The organism is Pseudoalteromonas sp. SG45-3 (assembly GCF_014164075.1).
Taxonomy (GTDB): domain Bacteria; phylum Pseudomonadota; class Gammaproteobacteria; order Enterobacterales; family Alteromonadaceae; genus Pseudoalteromonas; species Pseudoalteromonas distincta.
The window spans coordinates 466,105-488,093 of record NZ_JACJEN010000001.1; the positions used below are offsets into that span (position 1 = coordinate 466,105).

17 protein-coding genes are annotated in these 21,989 nt (G+C 38.8%); 14 read left to right on the forward strand and 3 right to left on the reverse strand.

Annotated features, from left to right (window positions below):
- The first annotated feature begins 77 nt into the window (after nucleotides 1-77).
- The 7 genes from H5126_RS02140 (at nucleotide 78) to speB (ending at nucleotide 8,517) form a co-directional block, all read left to right on the forward strand.
- Entirely contained in the window at nucleotides 78-2,330 is a 2,253-nt protein-coding gene (locus tag H5126_RS02140) for an EAL domain-containing protein (RefSeq protein WP_024597466.1), read from the forward strand.
- A gap of 207 nt (nucleotides 2,331-2,537) precedes the next feature.
- Nucleotides 2,538-2,999: a GNAT family N-acetyltransferase gene (locus H5126_RS02145; RefSeq protein WP_002958569.1), complete on the forward strand. Its 462-nt coding sequence runs from the start codon at nucleotides 2,538-2,540 to the stop codon at nucleotides 2,997-2,999.
- A gap of 232 nt (nucleotides 3,000-3,231) precedes the next feature.
- Nucleotides 3,232-4,101, forward strand: a complete 870-nt coding sequence (locus H5126_RS02150; RefSeq protein WP_182720589.1) for an MYG1 family protein — start codon at nucleotides 3,232-3,234, stop codon at nucleotides 4,099-4,101.
- A 62-nt stretch (nucleotides 4,102-4,163) separates the two neighbouring features.
- Nucleotides 4,164-4,496 carry a YnfA family protein gene (locus H5126_RS02155; RefSeq protein ID WP_096794091.1) on the forward strand — a complete coding sequence of 111 codons (333 nt, stop codon included), beginning with the start codon at nucleotides 4,164-4,166 and terminating at the stop codon, nucleotides 4,494-4,496.
- Between the two features lie 294 nt (nucleotides 4,497-4,790).
- Nucleotides 4,791-5,189: a hypothetical protein gene (locus H5126_RS02160; RefSeq protein ID WP_024605431.1), complete on the forward strand. Its 399-nt coding sequence runs from the start codon at nucleotides 4,791-4,793 to the stop codon at nucleotides 5,187-5,189.
- Nucleotides 5,190-5,676: 487 nt separating this feature from the next.
- Nucleotides 5,677-7,590, forward strand: a complete 1,914-nt coding sequence (gene speA / locus H5126_RS02165; protein WP_182724593.1) for a biosynthetic arginine decarboxylase — start codon at nucleotides 5,677-5,679, stop codon at nucleotides 7,588-7,590.
- Between the two features lie 3 nt (nucleotides 7,591-7,593).
- A complete protein-coding gene (speB, locus tag H5126_RS02170; RefSeq protein WP_182720591.1) occupies nucleotides 7,594-8,517 on the forward strand; it encodes an agmatinase in 924 nt (307 codons plus the stop codon).
- Between the two features lie 54 nt (nucleotides 8,518-8,571).
- Here speB and H5126_RS02175 read toward each other — a convergent pair whose 3' ends face one another.
- Genes H5126_RS02175 through H5126_RS02185 form a run of 3 tightly spaced genes read right to left on the reverse strand, consistent with a single transcriptional unit; the run spans nucleotide 8,572 to nucleotide 11,098 of the window.
- The gene (locus H5126_RS02175; RefSeq protein WP_182720592.1) at nucleotides 8,572-8,970 is read right to left on the reverse strand and encodes a DoxX-like family protein; all 399 of its coding nucleotides are present in this window, start codon (nucleotides 8,968-8,970) and stop codon (nucleotides 8,572-8,574) included.
- Nucleotides 8,957-9,979: a M48 family metallopeptidase gene (locus H5126_RS02180; RefSeq protein ID WP_182695307.1), complete on the reverse strand. Its 1,023-nt coding sequence runs from the start codon at nucleotides 9,977-9,979 to the stop codon at nucleotides 8,957-8,959. Before H5126_RS02180 ends, H5126_RS02175 begins: the two co-directional genes overlap by 14 nt.
- A gap of 9 nt (nucleotides 9,980-9,988) precedes the next feature.
- A complete protein-coding gene (locus tag H5126_RS02185) occupies nucleotides 9,989-11,098 on the reverse strand; it encodes a YjgN family protein (protein WP_182715640.1) in 1,110 nt (369 codons plus the stop codon).
- A gap of 392 nt (nucleotides 11,099-11,490) precedes the next feature.
- On the opposite strand from H5126_RS02185, the gene H5126_RS02190 reads away from it, so the two are divergent.
- From H5126_RS02190 to ligA, 7 genes are all read left to right on the forward strand, one after another.
- Complete coding sequence (locus H5126_RS02190; protein WP_002958577.1) at nucleotides 11,491-11,694, forward strand: DUF1656 domain-containing protein; 204 nt, start codon at nucleotides 11,491-11,493, stop codon at nucleotides 11,692-11,694.
- A 168-nt stretch (nucleotides 11,695-11,862) separates the two neighbouring features.
- Nucleotides 11,863-12,723, forward strand: coding sequence for an HlyD family secretion protein (locus tag H5126_RS02195; RefSeq protein WP_138489375.1), 861 nt, complete (start codon nucleotides 11,863-11,865; stop codon nucleotides 12,721-12,723).
- 10 nt (nucleotides 12,724-12,733) lie between these two features.
- A complete protein-coding gene (locus H5126_RS02200; protein ID WP_182720593.1) occupies nucleotides 12,734-14,770 on the forward strand; it encodes an FUSC family protein in 2,037 nt (678 codons plus the stop codon).
- Between the two features lie 76 nt (nucleotides 14,771-14,846).
- The gene (locus tag H5126_RS02205; RefSeq protein WP_154903393.1) at nucleotides 14,847-15,578 is read left to right on the forward strand and encodes an RNA methyltransferase; all 732 of its coding nucleotides are present in this window, start codon (nucleotides 14,847-14,849) and stop codon (nucleotides 15,576-15,578) included.
- 67 nt (nucleotides 15,579-15,645) lie between these two features.
- Nucleotides 15,646-19,047 (forward strand): chromosome segregation SMC family protein, encoded by a 3,402-nt coding sequence (locus H5126_RS02210; RefSeq protein ID WP_182720594.1) that lies wholly within the window; start codon nucleotides 15,646-15,648, stop codon nucleotides 19,045-19,047.
- Between the two features lie 74 nt (nucleotides 19,048-19,121).
- Nucleotides 19,122-19,889: a cell division protein ZipA gene (gene zipA, locus H5126_RS02215; protein ID WP_154903395.1), complete on the forward strand. Its 768-nt coding sequence runs from the start codon at nucleotides 19,122-19,124 to the stop codon at nucleotides 19,887-19,889.
- Nucleotides 19,890-19,969: 80 nt separating this feature from the next.
- Nucleotides 19,970-21,988 (forward strand): NAD-dependent DNA ligase LigA, encoded by a 2,019-nt coding sequence (gene ligA, locus H5126_RS02220; protein WP_154903396.1) that lies wholly within the window; start codon nucleotides 19,970-19,972, stop codon nucleotides 21,986-21,988.
- The last annotated feature ends 1 nt before the right edge of the window (nucleotide 21,989 follow it).

Consider the following 21,989-nt stretch of genomic DNA (forward strand, 5'->3'; position numbering starts at 1 on the left):
CTTTACTGCGTAAGAAAAAAGCGCTTGATTAAAGCTTTTGTTGTTTCAATGTGTATAAATAATACGGGTAAAGGAAAATGGGTACGGATAGGTTAAAAAAGTTATTATCTCACCAGCAAGGCATTTTATCTAAAATTGCATTAGGGGTACCTTTAAGTGAGGTGCTTACTGAAATTTGTTCATCAATCGAGCAGATTATTGATGATGAATCCGCTAGGTGTTCAATCTTATCAGTTAAAGGCCAGCAGCTTTTTCATTGCGCAGCTCCTAATATTCATCCAGAGTACTGTAGTTTGCTTAATGGAGTCTATATAGGGCCAAAAGTGGGCTCATGTGGTACTACTGCATTTTCGAAATCGCGCACTATTGTTGAAAATATCGAAACTTCACCGCTGTGGGAGGACTTTAAAGACTTAGCACTAAAGTTTGGTCTTAAGTCATGTTGGTCAACGCCTATTTTCTCAACTCAAGCCGATTTATTAGGCACCTTTGCTATCTATCACAGCACTCCTAAATCACCATCAAAGCAAGATTTAGAGTTAATCGATTTTTTTGTACACTTTTCTAGTATCGCTCTTGAAAAAAGTAACGAATTTAACAAAGCAAAACAGCTTCTCGCGAATTTACAGCAAAGTAATGAAAAGTTTAAAGCCTTCACTAAGGTAATGCCCGATCTCATTCTTATTTTAAGTGAAGAGGGAATTTATACCGATGTGTATGGTACTTCTAATGAGTTACTGCTTGATTCAAGCAAGGACCTTATTGGTCAAAGTGTTAAGGATCTGCTCTCCCAAGACGATGCACAAATGATAATGGACGTTATTAAAAAAACACTCTCGACTAACGAGACGCAAATTTTTGAATATGAATTAGCTGTACCAAAGGGCAATATAGTTTTTGAAGGCAGGGCTGCTGCATTAGATCATTACCACCCCAATAGTCCTACAAAAAGGCACGTAGTATGGATGGCCAGAGATATTTCAATAAAGAAAAAGGCCGAACAAGAAGTACATAAGCTTGCCTTTTACGACCCATTAACGAATCTTCCAAATAGAAGAATGCTTAGCGACAAATTAAGCATGTGTGTGGAGAGTGTTAAGCGTGATAAAAATATAGGGGCGTTATTATTTTTAGACCTAGATAATTTTAAGCGTATTAATGATTCACTTGGGCACAGTGCGGGTGATGAAGTACTTGTGGAATTATCAAAAAGGTTAAGCGCAATAATAAAAGGCTCTGATACGTTGGCCAGAGCGGGTGGCGATGAGTTTATTATTTTACTAAAACACGTTGGAGAAAATACACAGCAGGCGAGCATCGAGTGCAAAATAGTAGCCAAAGAGATTCAAAGAGCTTTTCATGATAAATTTGAAGTGGGCAACCTTGCATTTCAAGTAAGCTGCAGCATAGGTATTTGTCTAATTGATAGCGTAAATGCGCAGGCAGGCAATATATTAAAATTTGCAGACACGGCTATGTATCGTTCTAAAAATAAAGGGGGGAATAGCAGTAGCTTTTACGATCCAGCCTTACAAACACTGCTAGAAAAACAAACTGAACTAGAAACCGATATAGTCAGAGCGATTGCATCTGATGAGTTTTGTGCTTATTTTCAGCCTCAGGTAAATACGTATGGTGATGTTATTGGTGCTGAAGCACTCATTAGGTGGAACCATCCTCAAAAAGGGTTAATAGCGGCAAACGAATTTATACCAATTGCAGAGCAATACGGGCTTATTCAAAAACTACAAAATATTGTTTTACATGATATATGTATTTTAATAAACGAACTTAAAGCAGATAACATAATAGACGACTCGTTTAGTGTTTCAATTAATATTAGTCAAAGCCAGTTTAATTCATCAAATTTAAAAGGAGAGCTGTTTAGCACTATCAATAAATTTGATATTCGGGCACAGCAAATTAAGTTAGAAATAACTGAGTCAATGCTCTCAAGCGATATAGATTATACAATTAGGCAAATGAAAGAACTCATTGCCGCTGGCTTTTTATTTTCGATTGATGATTTCGGAACCGGTTACTCCTGCTTAGCGTACTTAAGTGCGTTTCCTGTTAAAGAATTAAAAATAGATAAAAGCTTTATTGATAAAATTTTAGATAGCACGGTTGGCTTTAATATTGCGCAAACAATTATCAGCCTAGGAAAAAGCTTAAACTTAGAGGTAGTTGCTGAGGGCGTAGAAACAACAGAACAATATGACTTACTTAAAAAAATGAATATTGACGCCATGCAAGGCTACTTAATTGCAAGGCCGATGGATAAAGAAGGCTATGCAAAATGGCATAGCGCTAATACTAATGCGCAATAATACTTGAACATTACTATTTATTAATTAGTAATAATTTAGCAAAATTTATACACTTGCTAGGCCACTTTTGCTCTTTTAGCTGGTGAAATGTCATAACCCATATGCTAAATAAGGAGTAAAGATTTTTTAATTAAACAATGCTAAGCTATGACCGCTTAAATATATTATTTAAAGCTTAATAAACTTATAACAATGAATGGAAGCTTTATGCAGTTAGTCGATTTGAACCCGAATGATCCCGACGTGGTAAATGTATTTGATGATATAGACCGACTTATAAATTCTTTATATCCTGTGGCTACCGCACAGTCTCTGGAGTTAAACGAATTAACCTTACCTAATGTGTACGCTATTGGTTTAAAAACTGAAGAAGGTATTATTGCCTGCGGTGCGATTGTAGAGAAATTTGATACCCAGCCTTACGGCGAAATAAGACGTTTATATGTAAAACCAAGTCATCGTGGTAAAGGTCTATCAAGACGTATTATGCAGATTTTATTGCATCAAGCTGGCGAAAAACAAATCCCGTTAATACGCTTAGAAACAGGCCCAAAACAAATAAAATCAATCAATTTATATGAAAATTTAGGCTTTAAACGCTGTAGCAGTTTTGGCTCATATGTAGATAATCCACAAAGTGTTTTTATGGAATTAGGGCTTAGTAAATAAGTTCATTAACGCTGCGACATGTTAAAGCTTAATGTGTCGTAAATATCTTCCTTCATTATTATCTTGTAATAAAAGTCATACTCAAACTAGTAACTATAAAAGCAGCATTTATAGTGATGCAAAAATACTTCACTGTTTTTAACACCTGTCTTCGTATAAAATCTGCCTCGATAATTAGTGACTAACTTACAAAGCGAGAATTTTTATCTTTTCTAAAAGTAGCAATAAACAAATGAGCGAAATAACAGTAGTAACCCACAATGGTAATTTTCATGCAGATGACGTTTTTAGTATTGCGGTACTTAAACATGTTTTGCCAACGTTTAAATTGGTACGCACACGCGATAAAGCGCTTATAGAAAGTGCCGACTACGTAATAGATGTAGGTGGGGAATACGATCCTGAAACTAATCGCTTTGATCATCATCAACGTGGTGGTGCAGGCGAGCGAGAAAATGGCATTCCTTTTTCATCATTTGGTTTAGTGTGGAAAAAATACGGCTTAGCACTGTGTGATGATAACCAGGCCGTTGCTGATAGAGTGGATTCAGGCTTAGTTTCAACTATTGACGCCATTGATTGTGGTCATGTTGAAGGTGTATCAAAAGGGATAAGCTTGAGCCAAACAATTTCAATGTTTAACCCTACATGGGAAGAAGAAAGTAACTTTGATACCTGTTTTGATGAAGCCGTTGAATTTGCAGCACGTATGCTCATTCGTTTTATCGCCTCAGCTCACGGTAGTGTTAATGCAAAAGAGATTGTAGCCAGAGCAATTGAAAATGCAGACGATGCCAGAGTAATCGTGCTTGAAAAGTACACACCGTGGAAAAAAACAATGCATATTTTATCAAGTGAGGCGCTATACATGGTTTACCCATCGCATTCTGGGCAATGGATATTACAAACAGTACCCGTTGAGCCTGGCTCGTTTGAAGATAGAAAACCGCTTCCTAAAGCATGGTCTGGTTTATCTGATCAAGCGTTCGTAGATGAAACAGGTATTGATGACGCAGTGTTTTGCCATAATGGTTTATTTATAGCGGGTACCAAGTCGTTTGAAAGCACAATGAAACTTGCCACTATGGCGCTTAGCGAATAACAACGCACTAAGCATAACAATTTATATAGATTGTTATGCTTGTTATTTTTGCGCGGAGCATTATGTTTGAATTAAAAACAATCGCACTTTTTATTATTACAGCCTTAGCTGAAATAGTGGGGTGCTATTTGCCCTACCTTTGGCTAAAACAAGATAAAAGCATTTTACTTTTAATTCCTGCGGCTTTAAGTTTGGCACTATTTGCATGGTTGCTATCTTTACACCCTACTGCTGCCGGACGTGTATATGCAGCTTATGGCGGCGTATATATTTGCGTTGCGCTATTATGGTTATGGGTTGTAGATGGCGTAAAGCTTACTATGTGGGATATTATCGGTGGTTTAGTAGCACTGCTAGGTATGGCAATAATTATGTTCGCCCCAAAGTCTATTTAATTCAAATGCATGCCAAAGCTTACTCATAATGAAATTACCCTTGAACTACCCGAAAGCCGATTTTTTGAAGATATGTTTGGAGTAGACTATCCAGGTTATCTCCCTTATTGGCTTGCTTATATGAGCCCAAAAGAGAGGCAAGCGTACCTCCTAGCTACAAAATCTGAGTATATGGATATAGTTGATGAAATGTATAGCGAAAGTTTTAATTGGCAGGAATGGCTACCTTACCCTTATTAAAACATCGCAAATTGTAATACCAAACCAGCACTCATATTTTAATGGAATAAAAGATTGAATATATTATACCTTGTGATTATTTTTATATTTATAGCAGCTAGTTTCCTATTTTTTGCATTTTTAATTTATAGACTACCAAAACCCCTGCAGCAAAAATGTATTGAAGGTGAAATTGTATTTGTTTTTATTGATAAAAATACATGTTTTAGACACTTTCTTGAAACTGTTATTTTAAGAAATAAAGTAGTTACTTTAGCTGATAATAATACGGCCTTTTATGTAAATGCAAATGACTATAAAAAACTCTGGAAAGTTAGTCCACATAAATTATCTACAATAGGCAATACTTACAAGTTGAGGTTAATTACTACGACTTTACTGTTTGGTGGGTATGGTTTATCTACGGTTGAAAATATGACAGAGATAGATAAAAAGCCAATAATAGTTAAATAAAGAGTCAGTTATACAATACTCATAAGTAGTTGTGTGCGGTTATTGGTGCTGGTGGATGTATGCTAAGCGTTTTTGACGTGCAGTTTTTATTCACTTTGCAGAATACATAGGTAATACTTGGTCACAAAACGTTGGCTAAATAGCAGTAATTTGAGGTGTTGAGAACACCTTACTCTAATCCATCAAAAGTAAATTTTATAAACAAAGTAACTCAAGATGAATTTTATTGAATGAGCTAACTCATTTTTGCTAATAAAATTTATAATGAGTCATTTAAAAACAGCCATTTTTTATAACTTTTCTTATCTTTAAAAATCATCAAAGTCCTGTTTTATATATGCTAGCGGGCAATAGTTGTTTGGTTATTTTTTTAACATCAAAAATCACTCGTTACGAGTAAAAATACTTGTTGGACTTGAATCTCTATTTTTCTTTTAATGCGCGGCACTAGCCGAGCCGGCATTAATTAAATAAAAGAGAAAGATAAATGAAAGAGACAACATCACTAGAACAAGCTCGTACGAGCTACAATGTTCGTCATTGGAGCCAAGGTTTTTTTGGTATTAATGATCAAGGTGATGTGTATGTTGCGCCCAAGGCTCATGCACCAGAGCAAACCATTGCATTAACAGATATCGCAAAGCAACTACAAGATAAAGGTTTAAGCTTACCTGCTTTAGTTCGTTTTCCGCAAATTTTACACCATCGTGTACACAGCTTATGCGGCGCATTTAATACTGCGATTGAAAACTATGGTTACCCTAAAGACTATCTATTAGTTTACCCGATAAAAGTAAACCAACAACGTGAAGTGGTTGAAGAAATAGTAGCAAGCCAAGCACAAGTAGAAAAAAAGCAACTTGGTTTAGAGGCAGGCAGCAAGCCAGAACTACTCACAGTATTAGCATTAGCTGAAAAAACCAGCGCTGTTATTGTATGTAATGGCTACAAAGATAAAGAATACGTACGTTTAGCACTTATTGGCGAAAAGCTAGGTCATAAAGTGTATATCGTACTTGAAAAGCTTTCTGAGCTAGACATGGTGCTTAGCCAAGCAAAAGAGCTTAACGTAAAACCACGCATTGGTATTCGTGTACGTTTAGCGTCGCAAGGTAAAGGTAAGTGGCAAGCGAGTGGTGGCGAAAAATCAAAATTTGGTTTATCCGCATCGCAAGTTTTACATGTAGTTAATCGTTTAAAAGGCGCAAACCAGCTTGATTTATTGCAGCTTGTGCATTTTCACTTAGGGTCACAAATGGCGAACATTCGTGACGTACGTTTAGGTGTAAGCGAAGCTGCGCGTTTTTACTGTGAGCTACGTAAACTAGGCGCAGAAATTGATTGTCTTGATGTAGGCGGTGGTTTAGCTGTTGATTACGACGGCACGCGTAGCCAATCGCATAACTCTATGAATTACAGCTTAGCTGAATATGCGAATAACATTGTGTACACCATTGGCGATACATGTAAGCAATATGAGCAACCAATGCCGACTATTATTTCTGAGTCGGGTCGTGCGCTTACGGCGCATCATGCTGTGCTTATTTCTAATGTTATTGGTACTGAAAGTTACACGCCAGAAGAGTTAGTAGCGCCAGCGGCAGATGCACCACTTTTATTAAAAAACATGTGGGCATCGTTTGTACAATTAACTGATTTAACGGATGACCGTGCATTAATTGAAATTTATCACGACAGCCAAGGTGATTTAGCTGAAGCGCATAACCAATTTGCACTCGGTTTATTAGACTTAGCGCAGCGTGCGTGGGCTGAACAAATTAATATTCGTATTTGTTATGAACTTAACAAGCACATGGATAACAAAAACCGTTTTCATCGTCCTATTATTGACGAGTTAAACGTACGTTTAGCCGATAAGTTTTTTGTAAACTTTTCGTTATTTCAATCGCTTCCAGATGCATGGGGCATTGATCAAGTGTTTCCGGTATTGCCATTAAGTGGCTTAACTGAAGCACCAAAAAAACGTGCTGTATTACTTGATATAACCTGTGATTCAGATGGCGCACTTGAGCATTACGTAGATGGACAAGGTATTGAAAGCACATTACCTGTACCAGAATTTAGTGCCGATAAACCTTATTTAATGGGCTTTTTCTTGGTGGGCGCTTATCAAGAAATTTTAGGTGATATGCATAACCTGTTTGGCGATACGCACAGCGCAATTGTTAATATGGATGAGCAAGGCGTTGCAAGTATTACCGAGATAAACCAAGGTGACACTGTTGCCGATATGATGCGCTATGTACATTTAGATGTTGAAAGTTTTCAGCAATCATACGAGCAGTTAGTAAGCACTAAAATTGAAAAACACGAACAGCAAAGCGTTTTAGACGAGTTGCAAAGCGGCCTTGATGGCTACACTTATTTAGAAGAGTTATAAGCAATGTCAACTTTGTTTGGTCACGCAGATCACTCATTGTACTCAAATGGGATGACGTTTTTACGTCGTCCTATGGTGCAAAACATTAATGCAATTGATGCAGACGTAGTGGTTTTAGGCTTACCATTTGATTTAGCGACCTCGGGCCGCCCTGGTGCGCGCTTAGGCCCTGATGCAATTCGTCGTGCATCGGTTCATTTAGCATGGGAAGACACTAAATACCCGTGGACGTTCCCGTTGTTTGAGCGCTTAAAAGTGGCAGACGCAGGGGACTTTACTTACCCTGTCGGGGATCCTGAGTATTTTACTGCGCAACTAGAAATGGCTGCTGATCAAATACTTCGCCAAGGTAAAACACTATTAGGTTTAGGGGGCGATCACTTTGTAACGCTTCCGCTATTACGTGCTCACGCAAAAATACATGGCAAAATGGCGTTAGTACATTTTGATGCGCACACCGATACCTATAGCAATGGCTCGCGTTTTGATCACGGCACTATGTTTTATCATGCACCAATGGAAGGGTTGATTGATGTTGAGCACAGTATACAAATAGGTATCCGTACAGACTTTGATCAAAGTAAACATGAGTTTGCTGTGATTGATGCAATGCAAGCCAACGATTTACATGCTAATGATATTGCAGCGCAAATACTTGAGCGAGTAGGAGACCTACCTGTTTACTTAACGTTTGATATAGATTGTTTAGACCCTGCGTTTGCGCCTGGTACAGGCACTCCTGTGTGTGGTGGTTTAACGTCAGATCAAGTACTTAAAGTACTGCGTGCGCTAAAAGGCATAAACATGGTGGGTATGGATGTGGTAGAAGTATCACCTTCGTACGACCAAAGTGAGCTTACCGCAATTGCTGCAGCAACCATTGCGAGCGAATTACTGCATTTGTGGACGCATAAAAATAAGTACTAATTTTATAAATTTTGTACTACAAAAAAGGGTATGCATTTGCATACCCTTTTTTATTTAGAGGTATCGATTATTCAACTGCTCAATTTCTTTTAACCAAATAACGCTTAGCCCAATAAGCGGCAGGTTAGTAGTTACAGGGTTAAATGCTTCAATAAGCAATTGTGGCTGCATTACAAATACAGCAAGTAAAAGCCCCATAAGCGCCAATATATTTAAAGCTACCAAATGCTTATGTTTATAAAACACAAATAAACACAAGCCAAATATAATTTCGGCAACACCCGCCGAACGTGTAATTAAATCAGACACTTCGGCTGAAAAACCAGCACTGCCAGTCATTAATTTTTCAAGTGGTGCTACGTGATAAAGCTTTGGGAAAAAGCCGTGATATATCCAACTTAAACTCACTATGTAGCGAGCAAGTTGAATATAACCGCGATTATTTCCTAGCATTGTCAATACGCTCTTGTGCACTTGGGTGGCTAGATAAGTACTCTAATAAGTCATTTACTTTTTCTAGGTGTTCGTTTTCGCTGGTATGGCTTTCTTGCAGCGCTTCTATTGCATCAGCAAAGTCATTACTCGAATACCCAAGCGATTCTAATTGGGTGAGTGCAAAGCTATCTGCCTCGCGTTCCATATCTCGTGAAAACCCTTGCTGAGCAAACGATGCACCCGTACCTAATGCAACCTCTGCAACTCCCTCTAAATCACCAAATACAACTGCTAGTACAATCGTACTTGCGGCAGATTGTGCTGTAATACGTACGCTATGCTGGTGGACTACATGGCCCATTTCGTGTAGCAATACCGCTTTTAGTGCATTGGGTTTATCGGCAAGTAAATTTGCTAAATCATCGGTTACCACGATACGGCCATGGGGTAGTGCAAACGCGTTAGCACCAAAGCTGTCTGATTTATAAAACGATAACCTATAAACCGATTGATCAAGCGATAACGCATTAAGCATACTTGTAAAATGTGCTTGTACTTTAGTTTGCTGCTCTGCGGGCAGCTCACTTGGGTCAAGCGCAATCTTTTTAATTAGTGTAAAACTTTGCTCCCCCATCTGTTCCACAACATTACGTGGCAGGGTATCAACACTATAAACAGCAATGGCCGGAACCGCTTTATAAAGTACTAACCACATAAAAAGTGGTGTAAATATGACTGCGGCTAAAATTACCCATTTACTTTTTTCAAGGCGCTCCATTATGTGATGGTTATTTTCTTTAAATGGCCATCTGTAACTTACATCTTGAGGGATAAAACGACTGCCATCTTCAAAGTTTAATTCGTCGGCAAGTCCTGCCATCCCTGAACTTAATGTTAGACTTGAGATTACGTGGCGAGCGATAACGTGTTCATCGTTGATAACCTCAATGTGTGTGTCGCTAATAGTGGCAACACACACTTGATAGTTACTCGATGCGATGGGGAAAAAATGTCCCTTTACATGCATGGTGAGCTCTTAAGTTAGAGAAAGGTCAATATCAAATACGTTTGCAGCTTCTTCAGCAAATGATGATTGCTGTTCTTGCGCGGTATCGATTAGGTTTAATGCACCAGGATAAATAGTGACGTTAGTTACATCAGCGAGCATTTTTGATGTACGTACTTTTGTCCATGGGTATGCAAGCCCTAAAGAAAATACAATAGCCAACATATTAGTTAATAGTAAAACAGCGAAAGGAATTGGTTTTAGCTCTGATTTAAATGTAGCAACGCCTTCAAAATGGCTGTTATCAAAAATGTGATTTCTAATAGCGGCGTGCCATACAGCAGAAACAATGGCAATCATTAGCACATAGGCAATCATCATAAAGATAGGAAGCATAACCATCGCTGCAGAGTTTTCTAAATTTTGTTGGTTTTCAATATCTACTAAGTTGAGGCCAAATAATCCTAAAATCCCCATAAATACCACCATGGTGATAGAGCTCACTACAAAGCAAATAAGCGCTGTTAGGTAATAGGTTTCGCCTTTAAGATTTACAGTAAGTGGTTTATCGCCATAACTAATATTGCTATGGATATAACTATCAATACGTTTTATAACGTAAGGCATTAATAAATAAAGCGTAAATATGCTTGCAATAGGTAAAAGTATAAAGTTAACAAAGGCTTCGCCATAACTGCCTTTAAAAGCAAAGCGAACATTACGATGGCGGGTCATACGCAGATTAAAACGTAAGCCTTGGTTAATAATCCATGGCATTAAAAAGATAAAACCAAGAGCAATAAATAGGCCTAAAATAGGCATAAAGCTAATTGAGAATGTGTAAATAAAAAATACAACAACCGCTAAAATCCGACCTTTTAAAATTTGTATTGGTGTTGCTAGGTAGTCAAAACTATGGCCATCTATACGGGTGTGGCCGTAAAAATAGCGATGCGTACGTACTTTAGCCCACGCCGAATATATGCCAAGCGTAATAACGCTAAGTAATATATTTACAATCCAAATTCCAAAAAACTCACCACCTTTACCACTAAATTGCACTTTTCCGCTAAAAATTGGTTCAGCAGGTTCATTTATTGGTGGGGTTGTTTTAGATGGGGTAGGGTGTATTGATTCCATTAAATTATATCCATGTTGTTTTTTTGTTAATTTACCCATTTTTAGTGCAAAATTCAATGTTTATAATTATCCAACCCTTCTGCAAACAGCTATAAATAGGCGTTTTAAATATTGAGTTAAATACTCTAATACTTTTTTATAAATAAACCTCGCTGGTTTATTTATTTGGCTGGTAACTGGGGTCTTTAGCTTATTAATATGCGATTTAGCTACTATACATACTTAGTGCTGCTTAAATGTAATGGCATTAATTATGTATTAAGCACACCTGCGTACAATTAAGCTAATTGATTTATATGCCAAAATAATAGATTGTGAGAGTAGTGCGGATGTAAATTTATTTAGGTTTTACAGCTTTTATCACCGCTTTAAATAACATTAGGATATTTATTATGTTCCAAGCAGTCGTGTTAGGGGGATTAGAGTTTAGCCCGCTGATTGTTTACTTCCCAATAGCATTTATTTTAACGGCGTTGACTCGTTTTGTTTTGCATCGACTAGATTGGCATGACCGTATTTGGAAAGTGGCTTGGTTTGAGGTGTCACTATTTGTTTGTTACTTGGCACTCGCCGTCTATTTATACCAATCTGTTTAATTAATTGAGCTATTTTGAGGCAAGAAAACCGTGTCGATAACAAGGCAAAAATTTCGTTATTTAGTTGTTCTATATCAGAAATTTTTAACACAGTTAGCGTCAGGTTTAAGCCCTCAAATTACTCAAGTATTATTGCGGGTTGGTATTACTAAGTGGAAGATAAATTGAATGATTAAATATCTGCGTATTACTTTTACTATCTTGGTTGTTATAGCTGCGGTTTTTGCTGGGCGTTGGGTATGGACTGACTACATGCATACTCCTTGGACGCGTGATGGGCGTATTCGAGCCGATATTGTCACGGTTGCTCCAGACGTGTCGGGTTGGGTAACTGCTTTAAATATTAAAGATGGTCAAAACGTACAAAAAGGCGAAGTACTTTTTAATGTTGATAAAAAGCGTTATCAAGCAGCGCTTGATAAAAGTAAAGCAAACACAGAAAACGCATTGTATACATGGGAACTTGCTAAACATAAATACGAAAGACGTGTTGAGCTAAACACTCAACAGGCAATAAGTGAAGAAACTTTAGAATCAACGCGTATCAATACTAAAATTGCTGAGGCAAATTATAACCTAGCTAAAACAGAGCAAACAATTGCGCAGTTAAATGTTGATAGAACTAAAATTGTTGCGCCTGCATCAGGGCAAATAATTAATTTAAATTTACGCCAAGGTAACTATGTAGCTCAAGGCACACCTGTTTTTGCTATTGTTCAGTCAGATTCATTTTACGTAACGGGTTACTTTGAAGAGAGTAAAATACCGCTTATTTATCCTGATCAAAAAGCTAAAATAGCGCTTCTAAGCGGTGGTAAGCAATTAACAGGGCATGTAGTGAGTGTAGGTAAAGCCATTGCAAATACGAATACACAAAGTAACGGACAACTTTTACCGCAAGTACAACAAACATTTAATTGGGTACGTTTATCACAGCGTATACCTGTTGATATTAAGTTAGATTCATTGCCCGAAAATACACAGCTTAGCGCAGGAATGACCGCCACTATACATCTCGCTACACGTTAAGGGGAATACAGTGGGCGTAGTATTACAAAATTTGTTTTTTCCTAAAAAACAGGCAATTATTTTTGCGACTAAGGGCGTTATAGCCATGGTGATGGCGCTCTCTATTGCTATGTCGCTTAATCTTGAAAGGCCTTATTGGGCGTTAGTCTCGGCTATATTTTTGCAATTACGCCCGCAAAGCGGATTGGTTATTGAAAAAGCAATTTGCCAAATAATAGGCACCATAGTGGGCGGTTTATTTGGCATATTGCTTTTAACTCAGTTAATTCTCTACCCTTATTTAGCGCTCGGTGCACTGGCATTATGGTTGGGGGTGAACTCTGCGTTATCGGCAATGGTACGCCAAGCAAACTTTGTGTATGCGTTTGCTATGGCCGGTGTAACAGCCGCCATTATTGTACTTTTAGTCATGGTTACTCCGGCAATGGTGAGCAGCCAAAGTATATTTGATATTGCTCAAGCGCGAGTAAGCGAAATAATAATAGGCTCTGTATGTGCTGGGCTTGTGAGTCATCTATTTTGGCCTGTAAAGGTTAAACATTTACTGCAAACACAAGCGCGGTCGGTTATAAATCAAACGTTACATTATTTAGTTATTGAGCTTGATTCTAAGGGCTCGCACGAAAACCGTCATCAGCAAATAGATGGCATTATGGCAACATTGGGATCAATAAACGAAGATTCCAGCGCAGTAAGGTACGAAGGACCAAAAGGTCCAGGGCGCTCGCGTGCTGCAAATCAGTTGTCGCAAAAAGTACTTTCTTTATTGGCCTTAATTCAAATAATTGGCCGTCTACAGCGAAACCACGAAGACCTTATTACACCTACTTTAGATAAATTAATAAGTAAACTTAAGCACGTATTTGCGCAAATTAAAGAGTCTGACGATTTTGATTACTGCGCCGAACAAGTTAAAACGCTGCGTAAAGAGCTAACCGACTATAGAGCAAATACGGTGTGTGATTCGCCATTTGAATCTCACATGCTCAATGTGAGCTTAGAAGTAGCAGCCGACTTAACAATTTTACTACGCGCATACAGAGCGTTAGAAGAGCGTGATAAAACATTATTAAATGCACCCAGTATGCTTACATATCGCGACCCATTAGCTGGCATTATTGTTGGATTTAGAACTGCTTTGGTATTTTCTATCGGCGCATTTATTTGGATTAATACAGGCTCTTCTGCTGCATTATTAATTATGATTTTACCGGTCATATTTTCGATAATGTTGGCGAGAATACCGTTAGCTATTTTACAGGTGGTAATAAAGCGTTTATTGGTAGGCGTGGTGGTTGCTGCTATTGTAACTATTTTTTACGCACTCAATTTATTATCACAAAGTGGTGGGCAATTAGAAATATTGCTACTTGTATTAGCAGGACCTTATTTTCTGGGTTTACTGCTGCTAGCTGATCAACAAACATTGCCATATGGCTTGGGGTTTTGTATCCCATTTACGATTTTGGTAAGACCCAGTACCGATATGAGCCTTGCGTTTTCAATCGATTACACACTTAGCTCTGCAATGGCAATTTTTGCGGGGGTGAGTATTTTATTTTGGATTTTTCAGTTATTCACAGGCCCGAGTGTGCAATTACTTGTTCATCGTGTTTTTAAGGCCACTTATAAAGATTTACTCGAAATAAATAACCATCCAGCCCCAAGTATTTGGTATAACCGCCGCATGGCAGATAGGTTAATACGCTTAACTAATTACGATCAAGGTTCACACTCACGCGTAATTACTGATCTTGCACTAACCGCTCTAAATTTAGGGCATGCGTCGGTTCGATTAAACTCAATTTGTGAAAATTTGGCTGGTAATACAAAGCTAAAGTATTTAAATGAGTGGCAGCGTACATTAGCCGATGCATTTATGTTGGCAACCAAGGGCAAATTTAATAATAAGTTTAAGCAAGCGTCAGATAATCTTTATGGGGAATTGGCTCAGACGGTGGACGATTCAAATCAATTAGAGGCAATAAAAGGCATGTTTATTCGCATTAATCTGACCTTTGAAAGAAGTGCGAGTAAGATAAATTAGCCCCATTCGCTGCTTTTCGAGTTCAGATGTTATAGCGAAATCTGTTATACTTGCTGGATAATTTTATGGGGCTGTTATGATTTCAAAAAACCAACTCAAACTTATTCGCCAACTTGGCCAAAAAAAGTACCGAAAGCAATATAATCAATACCTTGTACAGGGTGAGAAAAACGTACTTGAGTTATTAAACAGCCCATTAAATGTGGTTAATATTTTTGCTACAAACGAATTTATAAATGCGTACCAAGGTAAGTATCAGCACGCTAATTTTATTGAAGCTGATGAAGAAGCCCTCACCAAAGCCAGCACGCTAGTTAGCAATAATGCAGCCATTGCTATTGTTGATATGCCAAAGGCGGCTTTACCACAAGCAAATGGCTTAATACTCGCACTTGATGGCGTATCAGACCCTGGTAATTTAGGCACAATAATAAGAGTGGCAGACTGGTACGGTATTAAACATATAGTAACTAGCACCGACAGCGCAGACGCTTACAACCCAAAAACAATTAGCGCCACGATGGGCTCATTTGTAAGGGTATCGGTAAGCCAAGTAGATTTACCTGATTACCTACAGTCTTTAAATTTACCTGTTTACGGTGCTTTTTTAGATGGGCAAAGCGTGCATAAAACCCAATTTACGGGCTCAGGCGTTTTACTAATGGGCAGTGAGTCGCATGGAATACGCGAGACATGTGCAAAATTAGTAACTAATAAAATCACCATCCCCGCTTTTGGTGGTGCAGAATCGCTTAATGTTGCAATGGCGACCGGTATTATTTTAGATAATTTTAAACGACAAGCTTAACAATTTAACTGTTAATGAGTTAAATTGTTTGTAATCAATAACAATAATAATCGGTAATAACAATAAGATGCGCTTAAGCACTATTAAATTAGCGGGCTTTAAATCGTTTGTAGAGCCCACTAAAATTCCATTTCCTGATCAAATGACGTGTGTTGTTGGCCCCAATGGCTGTGGCAAATCTAACGTTATTGATGCAGTACGATGGGTGCTAGGTGAAAGCTCTGCTAAAAACCTGCGTGGCGACGCCATGACCGACGTTATTTTTAATGGCTCAACTAATCGAAAAGCCATATCACAAGCCTCTGTAGAGCTTGTTTTTGATAACGATAAAGGAAGTCCTTCAAACACATTTGCCGATCGAAACCAAATTGCTATTAAGCGTTTAGTAACGCGCGACGGACAGTCACTGTATTTTTTAAATGGCAGTAAATGCCGTAAGCGCGATATTACCGATATATTTTTAGGCACCGGTCTTGGTCCACGTAGTTACGCAATTATTGAGCAAGGGATGATCTCGCGCTTAATAGAAAGTAAACCACAAGAGCTGCGCGTATTTTTAGAAGAAGCCGCTGGCGTTTCTAAATACAAAGAGCGTCGCCGTGAAACACAAACTCGTATAAAGAGCACTCGCGAAAACCTTGAACGTTTGTTAGATGTGCGTAAAGAACTACAAAGTCAGTTAGATAAATTGGCTGTGCAGTCGGTTGATGCAAAAAAATATCGCGAATTAAAAGCACAAGAACGTACGCTAAAAGGCCAAATTGCGGTTTTAAAATGGCAAAAGTTACATCAGCAGCAACTTGAAAAAAGTGCCCAAATTAAAAAACTTAATGATCAAATTTCTTTTTTTAAAACAGCTAACTCAGGGCATGACGATGTACTTGCAAGCCTAGAGGGGCAAGTACAAGCCCAGCAAGATAAACTAAGCGATGCACAGCATCAGCAACATGTAATACACACCGAGCTTACTCGCGCTGAGCAACAACAAATCAATGTAAAGCAGCAAACCCAAACGCTTAAACAAAGTTTAATTAAATTACAGCAACGCCAAATTCAAAGTGCTGAGGTAAAATCGCAGCAGCAAATTGTGTGCGAGCAGCTCAACGAAGCCCTGCAAGAGGCAAGTGAAAATGCCTTAATATGTGAAGAGCAAGTTAGTGGGTTAACGCATGAACTTGAGGAATTATTAGCACTTAAGCAGCGCCACCATACTCATTGGCAAGCTTTGTGTGAGCAACAGCAACAGCTTAATAATAACGTGCAACTACATAGTAGTCACATTAAACAAACTCATCAGCAAATTGATCATGTTAACGAGCAAATTGATCAGTTAACTGTTCAGCTTAGCGAGCTACAAAGTAGTGATGTAGAGCAGCAGTTAATACAGCAAACACAGCAAACACAAACCTTAACTCAAGAACTTGCCGCTAAACAAACAGCACATACGAAGTGCACTGCTAAGCTTGAAGTGCAAAATGAGCTTGTTAATAACTCACAAAAACAATATTCGACGCTCACTCAAACAATAAACGAGTTAAAAGCCAGTATAACGGGGCTTAAAAGTACATTAGGGCTTGATGAGAAAAGTGAACGTACTAATGGTTTGTTTAATCAGCTAGGTGTTAAAGAAGGCTTTGAGCTTCTAATAGAGCAAGCACTTAAATCTTTAGAGCATTTAAATGTAAGTGAGCAGCAAGCTGATAACAGTGTGTGGCCAAATAGTGATAAAAGCATGCCAACAAATAGCTTAGCTACATATATAACAAGCGGTATTTATCCAGAGCATTTAGCACGTATTGCTTATAGTGAAAGCGGTGATTTAGAAATACTAAAAGATAGTTTTTATACAGCCATTATGGATAAAAACGGTGCTTTATATGGTCGTAACTGGCATATAAGTGCCGAATGTAATGCAGAAAACTCATTACTGTTAAAGCATAAGCAATTGCAAGATAAAGCGCAGCAATTAAATAATACCGAGGACGAGTTACAACAAGTAACACACACGCGTGACGTACATACAGCTGAGCAAATAAAGTTAGTTAACGAGCAAAGCGAGCTAAAAGAAGCCATACATGAGCTTGCGCAAAATATAGCGGTAGCCAGTACGCGCAGCGATATGCTCAAACAGCAAGTAGCACACTTTAAGTTACAACTAGAAAAGCTACAGCAACAAAAACAGCAATTAACCACTGCGCTTTTACAATTAAATACCGTGCTTGATGAGCAAGTAGCGCAATTTGAAGTGTTAAATGAGCAGCAACTTAACTTAGCGGATGAAGTAGACGCTGCAAATAGCTTGCGCTCACAAAGTGATAAAAGTTATAGCGAAGCATTAAGCATGCTTGAGCAATATAAAACACAAGCGCATAAGGCAACGCTCTCAGAGCAAAAGGCACGCAGTGAATGGCAGTTAAGCCAAACCAAATTGAGCCATGCAGAGCAAGAGCACGTTAGTGCATCAGAAGGTGCGCAAGAACTACTTAGTGAAATAGAAGAGCTGCTAATACCAGAGCAAGAACTTAGCGATAAAATTACGCAGCTCTTAGCACAGCATCAAAAAGGTGAGCAGGCATTAGTATTGCTACAAAAAGAATTAGCTCAGGCCAAAGAAAGCTTAAACACTAAGCAAGTAAGCCTTAAAAATTCACAAGGTGAGCTGGTGGGCTTGCAACAGCAGCACCAAAAGCTAACAATTGAAGAGCAAAGTTTACTGATAAAAGCACAAGCTGCGCTTGAACCATTAGAAGAGTTGAAACAAAGCTTAAAAGCGATACTTGATGAATTACCAGATTCATTAAATTTGAGCGCAGCGCAAAATCAGTTAACCGGATTTACTAATCAGTTAGATAAATTAGGTGCAGTAAACTTAGCGGCAATAAAAGAGTTTGATTTAGCCAAAGCTCGTAGTGATTATCTTGATAATCAATTAAATGATTTAACAAAAGCGTTAAGTACCCTTGAAGGTGCTATTCGTAAAATTGATATTGAGACCAAAACACGCTTTAAAGCGACGTTCGATCAAGTTAACGAAGACTTTGCTGAGCTATTTCCTAAAGTTTTTGGTGGTGGGAGCGCGTATTTAGAATTAACCAGTGACGATTTACTCGAAAGTGGTGTTAGTATAATGGCACGACCACCGGGTAAGAAAAATTCAACAATTCATTTGTTAAGTGGTGGAGAAAAAGCGCTGACCGCATTATCATTAGTGTTTTCTATATTCAGGCTCAATCCAGCTCCTTTCTGTATGCTGGACGAAGTAGATGCACCACTAGATGATGCCAACGTTGTGCGTTTTTGCCGTTTGGTTGAAGAAATGTCACAATCAGTGCAGTTTATTTATATTAGTCATAATAAAATTGCGATGGAAATGGCAGGTAGATTAACAGGTGTTACTATGGCAGAACCTGGCGTATCGCGTATGGTTGCTGTAGATATAGAGCAAGCTGTGCAACTTGCACACGCATAAATTTTTATAACAAGTGTATTAGTTTTTCATTAATATACAGGTTTTAGGCATATCAAATAATAAAAGGTGAGGGGATGGCCGAACAATTAAGATGGGTTTTAATCGTTATCAGTGTAATTGTCATTGGTGGTTTATTAATACATGGATTGTGGTCAGTTAGAAAAAAAGACCGCCCAGAAGTATCGGATAATGAACGGGTTGAGCCATTACAACAAAGCGCACCAGCTTCATCTAAACCGTTTCGTACTGAGGCTGAGCCAAAAGAGCCAATGCAAGACGAACGTGATGAGCCACAATTTGGCGAGCTTAACTTTGATGCAAATGAGCCGCAAATTGATACAAGCGTGCCAGAAACACCAATTGAAGATGACTTAGAAATAGTTGATGATCTTGAAACAAAAGATCAAAGTGCTGAAGAAGCGCCTACTCAAATGTCTGACTTTGTTATTGTGCATATTCAAATGCCAGAAGAGCTTAGTATGCAGGGCAGTAAATTATTACCAGCAGTTAATACTTTAGGTTTTAAATATTCTGAGGAAGGTTTTTTTAATCGCCACTTAGATCCGGCTGGCCAAGGCCCTGTTTTATTTAGATTAGTAAATATGTATAACCCAGGTACGTTTGATATTGATAATATGGAACAATTTAGTACCGCTGGGGTAAGCTTATTTATGACGTTACCGTGCGACGGCGATGGTCTAGCGGCATTTAATATGTTGCACAGCGCAGCTAAAAAGTTAGCGGATGAATTTGGTGCACAAATTTTAGATGCTGAGCGAAATGAAATGACAGTAGAGCGCATCAGGCAATATGTTGAACAGGTTCGTTCTTTTTCAGCGTAAATAACGCATACATTATATTTTTATAAGCCACTGGACGGTGAATCGTCAAAGTGGCTTTTTTTATGTTTATTGAGGTTTAAATGTCTAGCAGCATTAGTGAGCAAATTAATCATCTTCGTACTACATTAGAGCAACACAACTATAACTATTATGTGCTCGACACCCCCAGTATTCCTGATTCTGAATACGATAGGTTATTACGCGAATTAAGCGCACTAGAGATGCAGCACCCTGAATTTTTAACCGCCGACTCTCCGACACAAAAAGTAGGCGGTGCCGCACTGAGTAAATTTGAGCAAGTAGCGCACCAAGTACCCATGTTATCGCTTGATAACGCGTTTAGTGAAGAAGAATTCACTGCGTTTAATCGTCGTATAAAAGAGCGCTTAATGAGTACTGATGAGCTTACTTTTTGTTGTGAGCCAAAACTTGATGGATTAGCCGTATCAATTATTTATCGTGATGGTGTGCTTGTACAAGCGGCTACGCGGGGTGATGGCTTTACCGGTGAAAACATTACTCAAAATGTTAAAACCATTCGTAATGTACCGCTTAAGTTACGTGGTGATTACCCAAAAGAGCTTGAAGTGCGCGGCGAAGTATTTATGGACAGCGCTGGCTTTGATAAATTAAATACTGAAGCGCAAAAACGCGGTGAAAAAGTATTTGTTAACCCGCGTAATGCAGCCGCGGGGAGTTTGCGTCAACTCGACTCTAAAATTACCGCTAAACGCCCACTCATGTTTTATGCGTACAGCACCGGGCTTGTTGCTGATGGCAGCATTCCTGAGGATCACTATCAGCAATTAGAAAAGTTAACTGATTGGGGGCTACCTTTGTGCCCAGAAACAAAATTAGTTGAAGGTCCAAAAGCCGCGCTCGATTACTACAGCGATATTTTAACGCGCCGTGGTGAGCTTAAATATGAAATTGATGGCGTAGTAATAAAAATAAACCAAAAGGCCTTACAAGAGCGTTTAGGCTTTGTGGCACGTGCTCCTCGTTGGGCTATTGCGTATAAGTTTCCGGCGCAAGAGGAAATAACCCAACTACTTGATGTTGATTTTCAAGTCGGTCGTACTGGCGCCATTACACCTGTTGCACGTTTGAAGCCTGTTTTTGTGGGTGGCGTTACCGTATCAAATGCAACGCTTCATAACAGTGATGAAGTTGCACGTTTAGGCGTAAAAGTAGGCGATACAGTTATTATTCGCCGCGCAGGAGATGTAATCCCACAAATAACGCAAGTTGTACTTGAGCGCCGCCCTGATGATGCCAGCGATATCGAATTTCCAGTAACTTGTCCTATTTGTGACTCTCATGTTGAAAAGGTTGAAGGCGAAGCTGTCGCTCGTTGTACGGGTGGGCTTGTATGTCCTGCACAACGCAAACAAGCAATTAAACACTTTGCGTCACGCAAAGCGCTGGATATAGACGGCCTTGGCGATAAAATTGTTGATCAGCTGGTAGACAGAGAGCTTATAAAAACACCCGCTGATTTGTTTATTTTAAAACAAGGACATTTTGAGTCACTTGAACGCATGGGACCTAAGTCAGCCAAAAATTTAGTAACAGCCCTTGAAGAGGCGAAAGGCACTACGCTTGCTAAGTTTTTATATTCATTAGGTATTCGCGAAGCAGGTGAGGCAACAGCACAAAATTTAGCTAATCACTTCCTTACCCTTGAAAATATAATAAATGCCAGCATTGATAGTTTAACGCAGGTAAGTGATGTAGGCGAAATAGTTGCAACGCATGTTCGTGGCTTTTTTGATGAAGAGCATAATTTAGCAGTTGTTAATGCGCTTATAGAGCAAGGCGTAAACTGGCCAGCGTTGAGTGCGCCTTCTGAGGAAGAGCAACCACTCGCAGGACTTACATATGTACTTACCGGCACGCTTAATACACTTAACCGCAATGATGCTAAAGCTCGCTTGCAGCAATTAGGTGCTAAAGTATCTGGTAGCGTATCAGCGAAAACTGATGCGTTAGTCGCAGGTGAAAAAGCAGGTTCAAAACTAACTAAAGCGCAAGATTTAGGTATCGACATACTCACGGAAGATGAATTAATTGAGCTGCTTAAAAAGCATAATGGCTAGG